The following is a 16,307-nucleotide window of genomic DNA, read 5'->3' as shown; positions in this document are numbered from 1 at the left end:
AGGTAGGTTCTTGGTCCCGTTAAGAGGGAAGGTTACAATGGTGGCGTCTTTCCTCAATACGTGAACCTCATGTCTTCTGCTGTTAATAAGAATGCTGCGATCACTGCTTCAAATCTGTCAAAAACGTCATCTAAATCAATGCTTCGTAAGTGGCTAGAGCGTTCTCTCATGCTTATAGCGATAGTTGGAACCGTTGTCGTGTGCATGCTGTATAGTGATTTGATTACTCGAACCATTAATCCGCCCATTCCCAAATCGACAATTTATGGTCGCTGGGTTGAGCAAGATGTTGCGCCTTATGCTCGTGAAGAATTTGTGTTGAGTGAGCGCGGTGTTACCGTAAATGGTTCTACAGTGGCGACCAGTTTTGAATTCGATGGGGATTCGTTTTCGTATCGAGTGGGTTCAAATGAGCGGCACTTCAATTTTGTGGGTAAGCAGCATGCAGAAATGAAGCTGGATGCCAATGCTCATTATCTACCTGTATTCCGTTTAGAGGGGCGTGCAAGGATAGCGGTAAGATAGTCGTTTTTATTATTGTCTTTTAAGCAGAGCTCTCTTGCGTCTGTGAGCCATATGGATGATCACAATTTCATCTCTCAATCAGTAAATTTTACTTCCAAACATAATCCGGACAATTCCGTAATTCTTCCGCTGTTATCATGTTGCATTAACTGAATGAATTTACAACGAGTAAACGGATTGGCTTAGCGTTGAAACATTTTGTCGTTGCTTTTCAATTGCACCGTAAGCATTTGTTTGCCATCCTTTTGCTATTCTCTTTTACGGAAAAGACACGTGTTAAAAAAACTCCTTCCTATTATCTCTTTGAGCCTACTCTTTGGCTGTGCTCAACAAAATGATCGTGCTCAGCAATATCTTGATGGTGAGTTTCCTCAGATCCTCAATCAAGTGGATGTGGTTGAGTCTAACAAACCACGCGATTTTACTGAATTTAACAAGCAAGCTGAGCAAGTGGTGATAAAGTCACCATCCATGGCGAAGATGTACCAACCGCTATATCAACGATTAAGTGAGTGGGCGCAACAGAGCGGAGATACCAGTGCGTTGAGTGCGTTTGGCATTCAAGCCGCGCAATTGGGTGGTGGTGATAAAAAAGGTAATGTGCTGTTTACCGGATACTTTTCTCCCGTGATGGAGCTGCGTCATACACCAAACGACATTTTTAAGTACCCAGTTTATGGCAAGCCAAACTGCTCATCAGATTGTCCGACTCGTGCGGAGATCTACAACGGGGCATTAGATGGCCAAGGTTTAGTGCTAGGTTATGCGCCTAACCGTATTGACCCGTTTATGATGGAAGTGCAGGGCAGTGGCTATGTGCATTTTGAAGATGATGATACGTTGGAGTACTTCGCGTACGCAGGGAAAAATAATAAAGCTTACGTTAGTATTGGCCGCATTTTGATTGAACGTGGTGAAGTGCCGCGTGAAAAAATGTCTCTCAAAGCGATTAAAGAATGGGTAATGGACAACGACGACGCAACAGTACGCGAGTTGTTGGAGCAAAACCCTTCTTACGTCTTCTTTGCGCCAAAAGCGGAAGCGCCAGTAACGGGGTCGGCTGGTATTCCTTTGTTGCCAATGGCCGCGGTCGCGGGTGACCGTTCTATCTTACCAATGGGCACACCAATCTTGGCGGAAGTACCATTGCTGAATGCGGATGGTACGTGGAGCGGTGCGCATCAACTGCGAATGCTGATCGTTTTAGACACTGGTGGTGCGGTAAAACAGAACCATTTGGATCTGTATCATGGTATTGGTGCGAGAGCGGGAACGGAAGCAGGGCACTACAAGCATTTTGGTCGAGTGTGGAAACTTGGGCTGGAAAACTCACCAACTCAAGCGCCTTGGGCTTTACCGCCAGAAAAGCTACAATAGCGACCCAAGAAAGAGGAACCGCCTCTTATCTAGACATTTCATCAAAGAGTGCGTATAAATCGCACTCTTTGTTTTTCTATCGATCATCTGGACTTCAATATGCGTGAACTCGATACCCCAGCATCTGACAGCTACAATCAACGCTTTGGCGGCACTCGTCGTCTTTATGGCAACAGTGAAGTGGACATTCTTCGCGCTGCACACGTTTGTGTTATTGGTATTGGTGGCGTGGGTTCATGGGCGGTCGAAGCGCTGGCCCGTACTGGGATCGGTGAGTTGACTCTGATTGATATGGATGATGTTTGTGTCACGAATATTAACCGCCAAATTCATGCGATGACGGGCACCGTTGGCCAAAGCAAAATTGAAGTGATGGCCGAGCGTGTCAAATTGATCAACCCAGAGTGTAAAGTCAATCTGATTGATGATTTCATCACGCCAGACAATCAACATGAGTACTTAAGCAAAGAGTTTGATTACGTGCTAGATGCGATTGACAGCGTAAGAGCGAAGGCGTCTTTGTTGGCGTATTGCCGCAGCAACAAGATCAAAGTGATCACTACGGGGGGCGCTGGTGGTCAGGTTGACCCAACGCAGATCATGGTCGCTGATTTAACGAAAACGATCCAAGATCCTCTAGCGAAGAAAATCAAAGACACTTTGCGTCGTCATCATAACTTCCCTAAGAATCCGGCTCGTAAGTTTGGTATTGATTGCGTGTTTTCAACCGAGCAGCTGAAGTATCCTCAAGCAGACGGTTCAGTGTGTGGTGTGAAGTCGACAGCGGAAGGCCCAAAACGTATGGATTGTGCTAGCGGTTTTGGTGCGGCGACTGTTGTAACTGCAACGTTTGGCTTTGTCGCGGTATCGCGAATCGTTGAGAAGTTGATTTCAAAATATAAGAAGTAAACTAGAAGAAGAGCGCATCATGACAGATTTTCCCGTTTCTCCATTTGGTACAGATATCACCAGCGAAGATATTGTAGCGACTATGCAACAATTTCAAGGCTGGGAAGATCGCTACCGTCAGGTTATTCAGTGGGGTAAAAAGCTGCCACAAATGCCAGAAGAGCTGAAATCAGAACAAGTTACCGTTTCGGGTTGTGAAAGCTTGGTGTGGTTAGTGAGCCAAGAGCAAGATGGCGTTTGGCATTTTTGTGCGGACTCCGATGCGCGTATCGTCCGTGGATTGATTGCCTTGGTGATGGCGGCTTATGACGGAAAAACGGCCGATCAAATTCAAGCATTTGATATTGATGCTTATTTTGATCAGCTGGGGCTTGTCTCCCATTTAAGCCCGTCACGTGGTAATGGCTTGAAAGCTATTGTAGAGCAGATTAAGCAAACCGCCGTGTAACGAGTCATTTTCCCAATTCTTAAAAAACGCCGAATAGCCTAACTGTTTGGCGTTTTTTGTATCTGAGTTGAGATATTTTTTGCATATGGATAAAAAGTATGCAAATGGTCGACTATTTTAGCGTTAATTAACCATTCTATTGATCCTGGTTCATTATATTGCCCACTTGGTTTTTATAAACTCAATTGTATTTAAAATATGTCTATATTAGATAATAGACATATGCCCCATCCGCTCCTATTCCCCAATGTTGAAACACATTTGGAGGCGATTGGGTTACTTAGATACAAACGCTAGGAACCTCCCTGTATGCAATTCACCTTGGAACATGCGCAAGACGTGTTATCCGGAATGCCAGACCCCACTTTTATTCTGAGTGAAGATGGTATCTATATTGATGTTTTTGGAGGAACAGACAAAAAAGCCTATCACGATGGAAGCAATTTGATAGGTAAGACGCTGCACAGTGTACTTGAGAAAGAGCAAGCCGACTGGTTTATCGAACAGATCAATCGGTCACTCAATCAAGACAGTATTGTGACGATCGAGTACAAGATGTGCGCCGACAGCATTCAGGGAATAGATGCGAACAGTGGGCCAAAAGGCGACCTATACTACGAAGGCAAGATCTGCCCACTCGCTATAAAATACCGGGGTCGTCGCGTTGTCCTTATTCTTACACGCAACATCTCCAATCGCCACCGAGTTGAAACCCTTCTTCGCCATCAAAGCCAAATTGATGCTCTTACCAACATCTACAATCGACGTGTCTTTTTCGAAAAGCTCACAGAAGAGGTCATTAAAGCTCAAGAGCCGAATTATCACTCCGCGTTGTTATTGTTTGATTTGGACTTTTTTAAAGTCATCAATGATAAACGTGGTCATGATGCGGGGGATTATGTCTTAGAGACCTTAGCTGATTTGGTTTCTCACTTACTCGTCAAAGACGAAATTTTTGCAAGAGTCGGAGGGGAGGAGTTTGCGATTATTTTGCCTGAAACTTCTATGTCGGCGGCGAAAGAGGTAGGAGAGGAAGTACGTTCCCACATTCAAAATTGTCAGTTCGAATTTGAAAAGATTGAAATTCCGGTCACGGTGAGTGTAGGCGTGGTGGAAATAGGCAGAAATGAAACCACCAAACGCTTGTATGCGCATGCAGATCAAGCGCTTTATGCTGCGAAAAGAAATGGCAGAAATTGCGTGGCGACTCTGGATAGGCAGATGGAGTAACCTTGTTGGTTACTCCAAATCAAACCGTTGGCGTTATAGCATGTCGACGGCTTTCTCTACGGCGGCGATGAGTTTATCCACATCTTCAGCCGTGTTATAAATACCAAAAGAAACGCGTACCGTGCCTTTCACATTTAGTGCATCCATCAATGGGTGAGCGCAGTGGTGTCCTGCTCGTACCGCAATGCCTTGTTGATCGAGCAGCGTCGCAATATCTTGGTGATGAACGCCGTCCATGACGAACGTCAGTACAGAGGCATTCGGTTGATAGCCTAGAATATGGATGTCATCCAACGCGCTTAGTGCTTGGTAGACCTTATCCTGAAGCACATGGAGATGATCCTCTACTTCGTGATGGTCAAAACCTTGGTACCACTCAATGGCTTTCGCTAGAGCAATCGCGCCCGCAACGTTTGGTGTGCCCGCTTCAAATTTACCAGGAAGTGCAGAAAACGTCGTTTTCTCGAAAGAAACACGTTCAACCATTTTACCGCCGCCGTGCCATGGTGGCATAGCTTCCAAAAGTTCAAGCTTGCCGTATAAAACCCCAATGCCTGCTGGTGCATAAAGTTTGTGACCTGAGAAAACGTAGAAATCGATATCTGATGCCGATAAATCAAGTTGCTCATGTACGATGCCTTGCGCGCCATCAACTACAATAACCGCGCCAACGTTGTGCGCCAGTTCAGTGATTTTTTCGATAGGTTGGCGTGTGCCTGTTACGTTGGTTATTTGTGCGCAAGCAACAATTTTACAGCGGTCAGACAGAAGCACCTTAAATGCGCTGATGTCGAACTGGCAATCTGATGTCATTGGAACTTTTATGACTTTGGCGCCCGTTTGCTCTGCCACGATTTGCCAAGGCACGATGTTAGCGTGGTGCTCCATCTCGCTAATCAAGATCTCATCACCCGGTTGTAACGTGCTGCGGGCGTAAGTCTGAGCAATTAAGTTCAGTGCTTCGGTTGCGCCCCGTGTCCAAATGATCTCTTTAGAGCTGTTTGCACCAATAAAGTTTGCCACTCGTTCTCGTGCCGCTTCAAATTGGCTGGTGGCATTAGCCGTTAAACTATGACTGCCACGGTGAACATTGGCATTTTGCGCACTGTAGTAATGACTGATGACATCAATCACACATTGCGGTTTTTGCGTTGTCGCTGCGCTATCTAGATACACTAAGGGCGTATCGTTGACGGATTGATTTAGAGCGGGAAATTGCTCACGTACAACATTTACGTCAAACATTATTCTTCACCAAGCTTGTGGTAGTGTAGAGTAGGCAGAGGGAGCATTGGTTCAGCAACTGACCATGCGTGTTTTTTACCTGAGAGTTGAATGATTACTTCCATCGCGAACTCTAAAGCTGTACCCGGACCTTGACTAGTGATCAGGTTGTGGTTGATATCAAAGGTCACGCGTTTGCTGCGCCACTTCTCTTCCGGGATATGTGACTGAAAGCTCGGGTGACAGGTCATCAGTGATTGTGGGAAAAGATCATGGTGTTGCAATACCAACGCCGGTGCTGCGCAGATAGCAGCGACCAATTTTCCCTCGTAGATGTGCTGCTTAAGGATTTCTATCATCACCGTGCTATCACGAAAAATTTCTGCACCACCAACACCACCAGAAAGCGCTATGGCGTCAAACTCATCATCAGCGATATCGACCAGTTTACAATCGGCTGTTAGTGTGACTCCGCGAGAAGCTTTCATCGTCAATGAGCCATCAAAAGCAGCACTCGCTACCGTAACGTCATAACCCGCGCGAACCATCATGTCGATAACGGTGACGGCTTCCATTTCTTCGGTGCCCGGAGCGATTGGCACTAAGATTTTCTTACTCATTGTTCTGTCCAGCTTTGTTCTATTTGTTTGATGCGTTGGTAAAGTTTTAAATTCTCAGGCGTATTGATGCGATGTTTCTCGGCAGCCTTTAACAAGTATCCGGTTATAAAATCAATTTCCGTTCGACGCTGATGGAATACGTCTTGTCTCATTGAAGAATAGTTCTCAGCTGTGGCGTTCACCACTTGCATGACCGTATCGAAAAGAGAGCGAAACTCGATAGCAATACCTTCTTTACTCATTACTTCAACCAGTTCTTGAGTGATGCTTTCGAGTTGTATCTTAAACTCGGGCTGCGCAAGCTCACCATTCTTACACTGCTGAATCGCAGTCAGTGGGTTAATCGCGCAGTTAATTGCTAACTTAGTCCATAACGCAGATTGGATCTGTGGATTCCAAATGGCCTCTGGAAGAGCATGATGCATAACATCTTGCAGAAAAGCGCACTGCATTCCTTTGTCATTATAACCACCCACTTGCGTTGTTCCGTGACCGGTATGCAGTACGTGTTGGTTATCTGGTTTGTATGCGCCGTGCGTCGTTGTGGCGAGCACGATAGGATTGTTTGGCAGAGCCTTCTCCACGCCAGAGGCGGTACCCATACCATTGTGCATCAGCATGATAATCGTGTCTGCGTTGATATGAGGCAGTAAAGGCTGAATGGCGTCTTCCATTTGCCAAGCTTTTACCGTGATCAAAATGAGATCTGCTTTATTTACGGAAGAAATATCTTGATTACTGAATACGATTGCGGGTGTGTCATCCAACTGAAGTGATTGTTGTCTCTCTGAACTTCTTCCCCACAATGAAACATTGTGCCCGGCAAGCTTAAATTTTGTTGCCCAGAGTGAGCCGACCGCACCTGGACCGAGGATAAGGATATTCACCAAACGCTCTCATTAAAAAGGTTTGCTGCAAGGATAATGAGGGAAAAAAGGAAAGCAAATAAAAATGGCGCCGAAAGGCGCCATTTTTGAGCAAACTTAGTGGTTCAATTAGAACTTGTAAGTTACAGCTAGGTAGTGGCTTACACCAGTCGATTCTAGCTCAACACCTGGAGCGACTTGTAGACCGTCTTTTACGCCATATACTTCTTTGTATGCTTTCAGGCCGTAACCAACCGCGAAGCGATCTGAGTGCCAGTAAATGCCGTTGAACATTGCACCACCGTTTGACGCGGTAGTACCAAATTTGTTACCAGCATCATCATCCATACCGAATTGGTAATCAATGTAACCTTGGTAAGAAATGAATGAACCATTGTCGAAGAAGTAGAATGGTTTGAACCAGTTAGTCGAGATTTGGAAACCGTTCCAACCTTTGTTGTTGCCATCGTAAGTGCTGTACAGGTTTAGGCCGATTTTACCTAACCAAGGAACCATTACATCAGAACCTAAACCGATTTTCTGGTTGTTTACACCACCGTTGTTACCGCCCCATTCCATTAGAGATGCAATGTATAGCTCTTGAACTGGACCGAAAGATAGGTCTTTACCAGTTACTGCATCTAGAGACATACGTGGTGCAAATTTCATGAACATCTTGTCAGGAGCGCCGTTCTCAATTGACTTATCTTGGTTATCTTTAGTCGCTAGGTTAAATACGTCTACGTAACCGTATAGGTCGAAAATACCAGAGCGACCGCCAAATTCCATTTCTAGGTAATCGTGAGCGTTGTCGTCAGCGCCTTTAACTCGTGGCATTTCATCAATTGAGTACATGTAGTTGAACTGCATCCACTTGTAATCGTTTTTGTGGATATCGCCGTCAGAGTAATCTGCCGCCATAACTGGAGCTGAAGTAGCCGCTAGAAGGCTAAGAGCTAAAAGTGATTTACGCATAAGGGGACTCTCTATGTTTGTAATGATTCAGAACACGCAATCTATGCTGCGCTTTCCAATTGGCGGGAATAATAGCGATAAAAATCCCAAATGAAAGTGATAAAGGGTGCAAAATTGAACGTTTTTGGTGAGTTGTGTCACGAAATTATCTTTATTTACGGAACTTTTTGTTTGTTGCATTTGATTGCAATAAATATGTGATTTGGATCGTTTGCGTAAGCGATTTTATGACTTTTTAAGCCAGTCGATTAACCAACATAAATCGTTAGTGATCGGAGTGATAAGGGATTCGTATGTATCCGTGAATCAAAGAGGACGTTTGAATGAAAGAAGTCATGTTATTCCCACTCACTTCAGTTGTACTCCCTGAAGGTAAAATGAATCTGCGCATTTTTGAGCCACGATATAAGCGAATGGTAAAGGAATGCAGCCTACAAAATGTGGGTTTTGGAGTTTGCCTAGTAGGTAGTGAAGGTGACCCTAAAGACGTGGGAAATGTTTCATCTATCGGAACTTTGGTCAGGATCGTTGATTTTGAAACGCTCAGTGATGGTCTTCTTGGTATTACAGTCGCTGGTGAGAAACGCTTTGTTGTCAAACGAGTTCGTGCAGATGCGGACGGCTTACGCCATGCAGAGGTCGAATGGTTAGACAATTGGCAACATCCAGACAACTCACCAGATTTCTTCTATTTAAGCCAGCAGTTATCCCATGTTTATGAAGAGTTTCCTCAACTTGGAAACCTCTACCAGCATCGTTTTTACGATGACTCAGCTTGGGTGACCCAGCGCTGGCTTGAATTACTTCCTTTAGACTGCAATCTGTTCGAACAGCTCGTTGGCGCAGAGAACTGCATTCCTGCGTTGCAATTTCTGACAGAAGCCATAGAAGCCCCGACTAACAAAGAGGCAAGGATATGAAAGGATTTAATAAAGCTGCGCTAACTATTGTTGCGGCATTAGGACTGGCGGCGTGTGGCTCCGACAGCGACACCATCGAGTATTCCAATTTGCAAGCAGTACATGCGTCTTCTGATGCGCCGCTTGCAAATGTGTGGATAAACGATAAACCATCATTAACGAATGTTGATTATGGTGTGGGATCTGGCTACGTTAAATTGCGAGAGGGGATGAATTCGATTCAGGTCGATGTTCAGCTCCCAGGTAATGAAACCGCGACCGTAATACCTAAAACAGAACTAGACCTTGATTCCGACCTCAATTATAACGTGTTCGTTGTTGGCGATGCCGATGGTTCGCCAAACCCAGTTGAGCCTTTAGTTGTGACTCGCAGCGCCGATTCAATGGCTGATGCCAATAGTTTAGATGTTCAAGTTGTTCATGCAGCTTCAGGCGTTCCTGCTGTTGATCTTTATGTCACTGAGCCAGGTGTTGCTCTTGCTAGCGCGACTCCAATAACTAACCTTGCTTACAAAGCTTCTACCGACGTATTGAACATCCCAGCTGGTGAGTATCAAGTTCGACTTGCCGTAGGAGACAGCGTTGCTTTTGACTCGGGCACAGTATCTCTTGCGGCTAATTCCAACTTGACGATTGCCGCTATCGGCACAGGAGATTCGAATAGCACGTCACCTGTCAAACTCTTGGTGTTGGACGGTTCGGGCTCTTCTATAATTGAAGATATGGGCAGCCAAGCTGAAGTAAGAGTCGGACACCTTGTTGATGGAGCGCCAGTCGTCGATGTTAACGTTAACGGGGCGGCCTTCGCTCCTCTTGCCGACTTAGCGTTCAAAGAGATTCGTGGTTATTTGGATCTTGCTGCTGGCGCTTACGATATTGACGTTTACGTGGATGGCACAACAACTAATCCGATCATAGATGTTGACGGTTTAATGGTTGCGGGTGGAATGGATTACAGTGTTTACGCAGTCGGTGTTGTTAGCCCAGCGATTGATATCGAAGCTCTGGTTGTTGAAGATATGAGACGCGCTGTGGCGACTAGCGCGACGTTGAATGTGACACACGCGGCGGCTAATCCTATAGCGGAAATGGTGGATATTTACCTCACTACGAGTGCAGGAATAGATGGAAGTGATCCAACTATTGCTAATTTTGCGTATAAAGATAGCGTACAAGGATTATATGTCGCTGAAGGTACATATTATGTAACGGTAACAGTGGCTGGTAACCCAAGTATTGTTGCGGTTGACTCAGCACCAGTCAATGTAATGAACGGTGTTGTGTACCAAGTCGTTGCCATTGATGATGGGAACAACGGTGGTTTCAACTTGTTGGTCGATGACGTGACCGATTAGGAAGAATGGGAGGAGGAGACTCCTCCCACAAATTAAGGCCGATTATGATGAGTGATAGCCCGAAAAAACTGGGGCGCAGTGATTGGAACGATTACATGGATAAAGTGAAGGCTCGAGACAAAGACGCGTTCGCTATTGTATTCCGTTTTTACGCACCCAAGCTGAAGCAATTCGCTTACAAACATGTTGGTAATGAGCAAGTTGCTATGGAGATGGTGCAAGAGACCATGGCGACAGTTTGGCAGAAAGCGCACCTCTATGATGGGGAAAAGAGCGCGTTATCGACTTGGATATATACCATAATCCGAAACCTTTGTTTTGATTTGCTGAGAAAACAGAAAGGCAAGGAATTACACATTCATTCTGATGACATTTGGCCGTCAGAGTATTATCCACCAGATCTTGTTGATCACTATTCACCAGAGCAAGATATGTTGAAAGAACAGGTGGTTAAGTTTTTAGATATATTACCGAAAAACCAGAGAGATGTTTTACAAGCGGTATATCTTGAAGAGCTACCTCATCAACAGGTCGCGGAATTATTTGATATACCCCTCGGTACCGTAAAATCCAGGCTGAGGCTTGCAGTAGAAAAGCTAAGGCATTCAATGCATACGGAGCAACTATGAACAAACACCCAGATAACAGCTTGTTAGAAGCATACGCTTCGGGAAGCATTGATGCAGTTTCTGGTCTTGTGGTCGCAACCCATTTAGAAACATGCACCAAGTGCCGAGCTTATGTGAACCAAGTCGAAGCAAGTCAAGCGAACATCGTAAGTGACATACCTTCTGAGTATGTTTCTGAATTTGACGACATGTTCAATGACATCATCAACGCGGAGCCAGCGACTGATAACATCATGATCCGCGACTCTGCTGCTGTTAATGTGGCAGGAAAAAGTTTCGCTCTTCCTAAAACTCTAGCGCGTTTCTCTGACCTCGTAGGGTCATGGAGAAGTTACGGAGGCAAGGTTTTCAGTGCTCAGATTGACCTAGGGGAAGACGCTCGTGTCAGCTTAATGTACATCGGGGAAGATGTGCAAATTCCTCAACATACGCACAAAGGCCTGGAGTCTACATTGATCCTACATGGTGGATTTAGTGACGAGGATGGCCAATATGAAGAGGGCGATTTGATGATTAGAGACGCATCAGTGAAGCACAGCCCTTACACTAAGGCCGGAGAAGACTGCTTGTGTTTAACCGTATTGACTGAGCCGATGATCTTTACTCAAGGCGTGGCACGTATATTTAATATGTTTGGTAAAGGGTTATACCCATAGACCTCTTATCTTATATCTCGCAAAACAAAAACCACCGAATTCGGTGGTTTTTTATATGTTTCGTTAATGCTTGTGACGTGCTTTTTCCAATAGAGCATCAAAGTAATGTCGTAGCGAGTACAACATAATCAAGCTTGGCACGACCATGACAGCGGTAAGCACGAAGAATGTGCTCCAATCATTAAGATAATCCACTAGCTCGCCACTGAAAGAAGCAAGAGTCGTCCGTCCGAAGTTTCCTAGAGAGGCAAGCAACGCATACTGAGTTGCCGAAAATGCTTGTCCGGTTAGAATCGTCAAAAATGAAACAAAAGCGACAGTTGAGAAAGCAGTCGTAAAGTTATCGACAATAATCGTGGCTAAGTACAAGTGCTCGTTTGGGCCTACCGAAGCAATCCAAGCAAACATCAAGTTGCTGGCAGACATAGCAATACCACCGATCATTAATCCACGTACAATACCAAACCTAACGTTGAACATGCTTCCGACAAAAGTAAAGAAGATGGTGGCTCCCCAACCGATCAGTTTGGAGTAATAGCCAATTTGTTCATTGCTAAAACCAATATCTTTATAGAACGCGATCGACATCCTGCCCAAAAACGCTTCGCCAATTTTAAATAGGAAAACGAACAGCAACAGAGTAATCGCAACACGGACGCCATTGCGATTAAAGAAATCAAGGAAAGGTTCTACAACAGTCACGGTAAACCAAGCTACGACTTTTGAACCAACCACTTCTTTGTGGCGTTGTTCAGCGGCAGACTGAAGTTGTTCGCGTTGAGTCTTCGGTTCACCGACTAAAATCGTAAAGACCATTAGAATGCCGACTATCACCGCCATCCCGTAATACACACCATTCCAACCGACACTGTCAGCATTAACAAACGCTAAATAACCCGGTAGTGAATAACCTGTCCACCAGCCAATGACCGCCATTGCAGAAGCTTGAGGCAGTTTAGACTCTTCTGACTTTGGGAAAGTATCAATACGAAAAGCATCAATTGCGATGTCTTGTGTCGCTGAAGCCGTTGCAATACACAAGGCGAGTAGTGACGCAAACACCAAGTTTTCCGCTGGATTAACGCCGGCAATAAATAGGGTAGCGACGAGTACGATACTTTGGCAAAAGAAAATCCAGCTACGTCTTTGCCCCAGCAGTCTAAAGAGGACTGGCAGCTTCACGCGGTCAACCAGAGGTGCCCACAGAAAGTTGATCGCATAGACCGCAAAAACGCTACCAAAATAGCCAATTGCGGAGAGGGTCAAGCCGGCATCTTTTAGCCAACCTGACATGTTTGAACCGATAAGAACCCACGGAAAGCCGCTAGAGCAGCCCAGCATGAAAACCCACATGAGTCGTTTATCGAGGTAACTTTTTACCGTATCCAACCAAGTGATGGAAGGTAATGAAGACATAAATCAATCCAATAAAATGAAGCCGTTGAAAGAGAAAGCCCTTCGATTATTCAAAGGGCTTATCGTTTTGGCTATTTAAGTAGTGTAGCTTTGGTGATGACGATTTGCGTCTCTGGTACATCACGCATTCGGCCTACTGTCGTGGTCGGCTGCTGAGCCATTTTCTGGATAACGTCGAACCCCTCAGTAACCTCACCAAATACAGCATAACCTGGTGGTCGAGCGCCATAGTTGAGAAAGTTATTGTCGACTAAGTTGACGAAAAACTGACGAGTTGCAGAGTTTGGTGGATTAGTTCGTGCCATGGCGATGGTAGCACGGTCATTGTTTAGACCATTATTTCCTTCGTTTTTGATTGGCGCGTATGTTTTCACCATCTGCATATCTTGGTTAAAGCCGCCACCTTGTGCCATGAAGCCTGGGATAATACGATGAAAAATAGTACCTTCGTAGCTCCCATCTTCTACATATTTCAGAAAATTAGCGACAGTGATAGGTGCTTTCTCTTCGTTTAACTCAACCGTAAATGAGCCAAGTGTCGTTTCAAACGCTACTTTTGGTCCAGCCCAAACGCTGCAGCTGAGTAATGCTAAAGACAGAATCGCTTTGCGTAACATTAGAAACGCTCCTGCATGTATTGACGAAGCTCAGGGTCATTGGCAATTTCTTTAAGCGTCAATGTCACCACATCATTCAATGTCTCTTCAATATCGGCATCAGAAGCACTCAATGTGCCAGATCGCTTTGCTGTACCCGTATAAGTTTTGACTAGCTTGCCCTCAGGTGTCTCTGCTGTGATTTCCAGCACAACTTTAGCATCCATCTCATTTTCCATCACCGAATGCTTCACGTTGACCAACGCTTCTTGAACGCTCAATTCAATCGCGTTGTTGCTGTTTAGATCCGCATGGAAACCTTGAGATGAGAATTGCTTCTCTAATGCTTCTTCTAACGCAATACGTAAATTCTGTTTAGCATGAAGAGGAAGAATGTTCGAACGGCCGTTATCCACCAACGCCACGTACTGCGCTGCACGTACATCTTTGCTGGTCAAACTGTAAGTCTTGCCTTGAACAATTGGATTGGTGCTCAATGTGCTTTCTGGCATCAGGTTCAGCTGAGGTTGTTGAGGGGCTGAACACGCAGCAAGCAACGCAACCGAAGCCGCAAGTACCAATTTTCTCATTTTATTATTCCTTTTAACTATTTTGCTAAAGCTTATATTGCGCTTAATTTAGCAGGATTTTTTGTAGCCTGTAAAATCACAAACTTATTGTTGGAAGCGATAAGTTTCACATTTTTATCGCCAAACAGACGTTTGAGTTTTGCGTCGTACCCGAGGTGACGATTTCCGATAACCAGTAAACGGCCATTTTCACTTAATACTTGTTTAGCATCGCAGAACATTTGCCAAGCAATATGATCGGTGATTGCCTGTTGTTGATGAAACGGTGGATTACACATAACCATAGAGCTGCTGCTGTGTTTAAAACCGTCCAAGCAATTGTTCGCTATGCACTGTATGTCTCTATTTTCACCAAGGTTGTCGCGTAGGTTCTGTTTTGCTGATTCAAGCGCCATAAAACTTTCATCAACACATGTTAGCCGAGCATTTGGATTCAACTGACCAAATTTAACAGACAGAACACCATTGCCGCAGCCGAGGTCGATGACATTGTCTATCGAAGGGTCTTGAGGCAGGTGCTGCAGCATAAAGCGTGCACCTAAATCTAAACTTTCTCCTGAATAGACATTTGGCATGTTCTTGAGTTCGATATCTTCGCCATCAACGCGCCAAGTCGTGAAAGGCATTACTTCAATCGGAGGCTCAACTGTTGCTTGAGAAAACACCAATCTGTGCTTTTTCCAGGCCAAAGATGTTTTTGTTTCGCCTAAGTATTTTTCAAACAGTTTTAGCGTCGAAGTATGAATGTCTTTCGCTTTATTGACTGCAATGACGGGGCAGGAAGCCGGTAGCGCCTTTCTTAATTGGCTTAGTATCCACACTAGATGGCGGTTACTTTTGGGCAGTTGCAGCAAGACGAGATCAATATTGGCAGGAACAGGGGCCATCGTGGTGGCAAATGCTACTTTATTGCACTGGTTTTGCTCGAGATTTTGCTGTGCACCTTTATGTGAGATGAATGAATCACTCATTAGCGTTACATGGTGCTTTTCCGAAAACCAGCAGGAGAGGGCACCAAAGCTGTCATTAATCACGAGGATGTTTTGATTGTCTGGCAAAGCAAGCTCTTCAACATGATTAATAAGATACTCATCACCGGCATCCCACGCTTGTAGCGTTTCGTTACTACGTTTTGGGAAACGATGAAGTGTTAAGCTTCGCTCGTGAAGGTTCAGTTCGGTTTTCATAGCTAAATGTAAGTTGATTTAGAAATTAAGTGTTATTGTCGCAAATGATGACGTGTCGAGATACAAAAAGCTGTCAAATTTTACGAGTTCAGTGATGGCTGCTCTTTAGGCAGTTCATGGAGTCGAGCGCCTTGAGACAATATGTCTACAAAGTGCGTCAATAATGAGAGTGACGTTTGAGTGATGCATGTCTGCTTTACTTAGGTATATACTTATGGAATTCGCATCAATGAGGAACGAATATGATCCAAGAAATCATAGAGAAGAAACTACACAGTGAGCTGCAACCCAGCTATCTCAAAGTCATTAATGAGAGCTACATGCATAATGTGCCACCAGGCTCAGAGAGTCATTTCAAAGTGATTGTTGTGAGTGATTCGTTCGCGGGACAGCGTTTGATTGGGCGCCATCGTCAAGTTCATCAAATTTTGGCAGATGAACTGGATAACCACATTCATGCATTAGCTATTCATACATACACTGATGAAGAGTGGAAGCGTGAACAAGATGGCGCCCCTGATAGCCCGATGTGTATGGGTGGCGGTCACTAAAAACGCAAGATATAAAGGTGCAGAGAAAGGTGGCTTAAGGCCATCTTTTTTCGTTTTACATTCTTTAGGGACGTTAACGTGGCACAAATTCTGGTTAAAAAATGTGTTAACAGTGTTTCAACAAATGAATGGAAATTGCAGAATATTTCAGGCGATGAATATCACTTTTCCATAAGATATGTATGGAATATGGCATTTGTGCGATGGGTCAAAGTTATGACTATTCTTTGACC

At 44.8% G+C, this 16,307-nt stretch carries 18 protein-coding genes; 10 read left to right on the top strand and 8 right to left on the bottom strand.

Features of this window, described 5'->3' with window-relative positions:
* The first annotated feature begins 69 nt into the window (after nucleotides 1–69).
* From L3V37_RS16595 to L3V37_RS16575, 5 genes are all read left to right on the top strand, one after another.
* Entirely contained in the window at nucleotides 70–525 is a 456-nt protein-coding gene (locus tag L3V37_RS16595) for a DUF2850 domain-containing protein (RefSeq protein ID WP_005380234.1), read from the top strand.
* A 273-nt stretch (nucleotides 526–798) separates the two neighbouring features.
* Nucleotides 799–1,902, top strand: a complete 1,104-nt coding sequence (mltA, locus tag L3V37_RS16590; protein ID WP_012841480.1) for a murein transglycosylase A — start codon at nucleotides 799–801, stop codon at nucleotides 1,900–1,902.
* Between the two features lie 99 nt (nucleotides 1,903–2,001).
* Complete coding sequence (gene tcdA, locus L3V37_RS16585) at nucleotides 2,002–2,811, top strand: tRNA cyclic N6-threonylcarbamoyladenosine(37) synthase TcdA (protein ID WP_237306624.1); 810 nt, start codon at nucleotides 2,002–2,004, stop codon at nucleotides 2,809–2,811.
* 19 nt (nucleotides 2,812–2,830) lie between these two features.
* Nucleotides 2,831–3,259, top strand: a complete 429-nt coding sequence (csdE, locus tag L3V37_RS16580) for a cysteine desulfurase sulfur acceptor subunit CsdE (protein WP_017636016.1) — start codon at nucleotides 2,831–2,833, stop codon at nucleotides 3,257–3,259.
* A gap of 309 nt (nucleotides 3,260–3,568) precedes the next feature.
* Nucleotides 3,569–4,489: a sensor domain-containing diguanylate cyclase gene (locus L3V37_RS16575; protein WP_237306623.1), complete on the top strand. Its 921-nt coding sequence runs from the start codon at nucleotides 3,569–3,571 to the stop codon at nucleotides 4,487–4,489.
* 33 nt (nucleotides 4,490–4,522) lie between these two features.
* On the opposite strand, the gene csdA is transcribed toward L3V37_RS16575, so the two are convergent.
* From csdA to L3V37_RS16555, 4 genes are all read right to left on the bottom strand, one after another.
* Complete coding sequence (gene csdA, locus L3V37_RS16570) at nucleotides 4,523–5,734, bottom strand: cysteine desulfurase CsdA (RefSeq protein ID WP_237306622.1); 1,212 nt, start codon at nucleotides 5,732–5,734, stop codon at nucleotides 4,523–4,525.
* Nucleotides 5,734–6,333 carry a DJ-1 family glyoxalase III gene (locus tag L3V37_RS16565; RefSeq protein ID WP_046874990.1) on the bottom strand — a complete coding sequence of 200 codons (600 nt, stop codon included), beginning with the start codon at nucleotides 6,331–6,333 and terminating at the stop codon, nucleotides 5,734–5,736. The genes csdA and L3V37_RS16565 overlap by 1 nt, the downstream gene beginning before the upstream one ends.
* On the bottom strand, nucleotides 6,330–7,220 hold the full coding sequence (gene panE / locus L3V37_RS16560) for a 2-dehydropantoate 2-reductase (protein ID WP_237306621.1): 891 nt from the start codon (nucleotides 7,218–7,220) through the stop codon (nucleotides 6,330–6,332). Before panE ends, L3V37_RS16565 begins: the two co-directional genes overlap by 4 nt.
* A gap of 108 nt (nucleotides 7,221–7,328) precedes the next feature.
* On the bottom strand, nucleotides 7,329–8,174 hold the full coding sequence (locus L3V37_RS16555; protein ID WP_005391741.1) for an outer membrane protein OmpK: 846 nt from the start codon (nucleotides 8,172–8,174) through the stop codon (nucleotides 7,329–7,331).
* Nucleotides 8,175–8,497: 323 nt separating this feature from the next.
* Here L3V37_RS16555 and L3V37_RS16550 point away from each other — a divergent pair, with 323 nt between their 5' ends.
* The 4 genes from L3V37_RS16550 to L3V37_RS16535 are packed head-to-tail and all read left to right on the top strand — an operon-like array spanning nucleotide 8,498 to nucleotide 11,734.
* Nucleotides 8,498–9,094, top strand: coding sequence for an LON peptidase substrate-binding domain-containing protein (locus tag L3V37_RS16550; protein ID WP_005380253.1), 597 nt, complete (start codon nucleotides 8,498–8,500; stop codon nucleotides 9,092–9,094).
* A complete protein-coding gene (locus L3V37_RS16545) occupies nucleotides 9,091–10,449 on the top strand; it encodes a DUF4397 domain-containing protein (protein WP_237306620.1) in 1,359 nt (452 codons plus the stop codon). The genes L3V37_RS16550 and L3V37_RS16545 overlap by 4 nt, the downstream gene beginning before the upstream one ends.
* Before the next feature lie 44 nt (nucleotides 10,450–10,493).
* Nucleotides 10,494–11,078: an RNA polymerase sigma factor gene (locus L3V37_RS16540; RefSeq protein ID WP_167415401.1), complete on the top strand. Its 585-nt coding sequence runs from the start codon at nucleotides 10,494–10,496 to the stop codon at nucleotides 11,076–11,078.
* A complete protein-coding gene (locus L3V37_RS16535; protein WP_237306619.1) occupies nucleotides 11,075–11,734 on the top strand; it encodes a ChrR family anti-sigma-E factor in 660 nt (219 codons plus the stop codon). The genes L3V37_RS16540 and L3V37_RS16535 overlap by 4 nt, the downstream gene beginning before the upstream one ends.
* A 63-nt stretch (nucleotides 11,735–11,797) precedes the next feature.
* Here L3V37_RS16535 and L3V37_RS16530 read toward each other — a convergent pair whose 3' ends face one another.
* From L3V37_RS16530 to L3V37_RS16515, 4 genes are all read right to left on the bottom strand, one after another.
* Nucleotides 11,798–13,150, bottom strand: coding sequence for an MFS transporter (locus L3V37_RS16530; RefSeq protein ID WP_237306618.1), 1,353 nt, complete (start codon nucleotides 13,148–13,150; stop codon nucleotides 11,798–11,800).
* 71 nt (nucleotides 13,151–13,221) lie between these two features.
* Nucleotides 13,222–13,767, bottom strand: a complete 546-nt coding sequence (locus L3V37_RS16525; RefSeq protein ID WP_237306617.1) for a peptidylprolyl isomerase — start codon at nucleotides 13,765–13,767, stop codon at nucleotides 13,222–13,224.
* Entirely contained in the window at nucleotides 13,767–14,336 is a 570-nt protein-coding gene (locus tag L3V37_RS16520; protein ID WP_005380259.1) for a YajG family lipoprotein, read from the bottom strand. The genes L3V37_RS16525 and L3V37_RS16520 overlap by 1 nt, the downstream gene beginning before the upstream one ends.
* A 32-nt stretch (nucleotides 14,337–14,368) precedes the next feature.
* Entirely contained in the window at nucleotides 14,369–15,523 is a 1,155-nt protein-coding gene (locus L3V37_RS16515) for a methyltransferase (RefSeq protein ID WP_237306616.1), read from the bottom strand.
* A 242-nt stretch (nucleotides 15,524–15,765) separates the two neighbouring features.
* Between L3V37_RS16515 and bolA the strand changes: the two genes are divergently transcribed.
* Nucleotides 15,766–16,074, top strand: a complete 309-nt coding sequence (gene bolA, locus L3V37_RS16510; RefSeq protein ID WP_005380262.1) for a transcriptional regulator BolA — start codon at nucleotides 15,766–15,768, stop codon at nucleotides 16,072–16,074.
* The last annotated feature ends 233 nt before the right edge of the window (nucleotides 16,075–16,307 follow it).

It is taken from the genome of Vibrio sp. D54, from assembly GCF_021728075.1.
Classification (GTDB): Bacteria; Pseudomonadota; Gammaproteobacteria; order Enterobacterales; family Vibrionaceae; genus Vibrio; species Vibrio alginolyticus.
This window is presented reverse-complemented; position numbering and strand designations above follow the sequence as displayed.

Bases quoted from the DNA above. Each gene is read 5' to 3' on its own strand.
- bolA (WP_005380262.1), top strand. From the start codon at position 15,766: ATGATCCAAGAAATCATAGAGAAGAAACTACACAGTGAGCTGCAACCC.
- L3V37_RS16595 (WP_005380234.1), top strand. From the start codon at position 70: ATGTCTTCTGCTGTTAATAAGAATGCTGCGATCACTGCTTCAAATCTG.
- L3V37_RS16575 (WP_237306623.1), top strand. From the start codon at position 3,569: ATGCAATTCACCTTGGAACATGCGCAAGACGTGTTATCCGGAATGCCA.
- L3V37_RS16530 (WP_237306618.1), bottom strand. From the start codon at position 13,150: ATGTCTTCATTACCTTCCATCACTTGGTTGGATACGGTAAAAAGTTAC.
- csdE (WP_017636016.1), top strand. From the start codon at position 2,831: ATGACAGATTTTCCCGTTTCTCCATTTGGTACAGATATCACCAGCGAA.
- L3V37_RS16545 (WP_237306620.1), top strand. From the start codon at position 9,091: ATGAAAGGATTTAATAAAGCTGCGCTAACTATTGTTGCGGCATTAGGA.
- L3V37_RS16535 (WP_237306619.1), top strand. From the start codon at position 11,075: ATGAACAAACACCCAGATAACAGCTTGTTAGAAGCATACGCTTCGGGA.
- L3V37_RS16540 (WP_167415401.1), top strand. From the start codon at position 10,494: ATGATGAGTGATAGCCCGAAAAAACTGGGGCGCAGTGATTGGAACGAT.
- L3V37_RS16550 (WP_005380253.1), top strand. From the start codon at position 8,498: ATGAAAGAAGTCATGTTATTCCCACTCACTTCAGTTGTACTCCCTGAA.
- L3V37_RS16555 (WP_005391741.1), bottom strand. From the start codon at position 8,174: ATGCGTAAATCACTTTTAGCTCTTAGCCTTCTAGCGGCTACTTCAGCT.
- tcdA (WP_237306624.1), top strand. From the start codon at position 2,002: ATGCGTGAACTCGATACCCCAGCATCTGACAGCTACAATCAACGCTTT.
- L3V37_RS16525 (WP_237306617.1), bottom strand. From the start codon at position 13,767: ATGTTACGCAAAGCGATTCTGTCTTTAGCATTACTCAGCTGCAGCGTT.
- L3V37_RS16520 (WP_005380259.1), bottom strand. From the start codon at position 14,336: ATGAGAAAATTGGTACTTGCGGCTTCGGTTGCGTTGCTTGCTGCGTGT.
- L3V37_RS16515 (WP_237306616.1), bottom strand. From the start codon at position 15,523: ATGAAAACCGAACTGAACCTTCACGAGCGAAGCTTAACACTTCATCGT.
- L3V37_RS16565 (WP_046874990.1), bottom strand. From the start codon at position 6,333: ATGAGTAAGAAAATCTTAGTGCCAATCGCTCCGGGCACCGAAGAAATG.
- csdA (WP_237306622.1), bottom strand. From the start codon at position 5,734: ATGTTTGACGTAAATGTTGTACGTGAGCAATTTCCCGCTCTAAATCAA.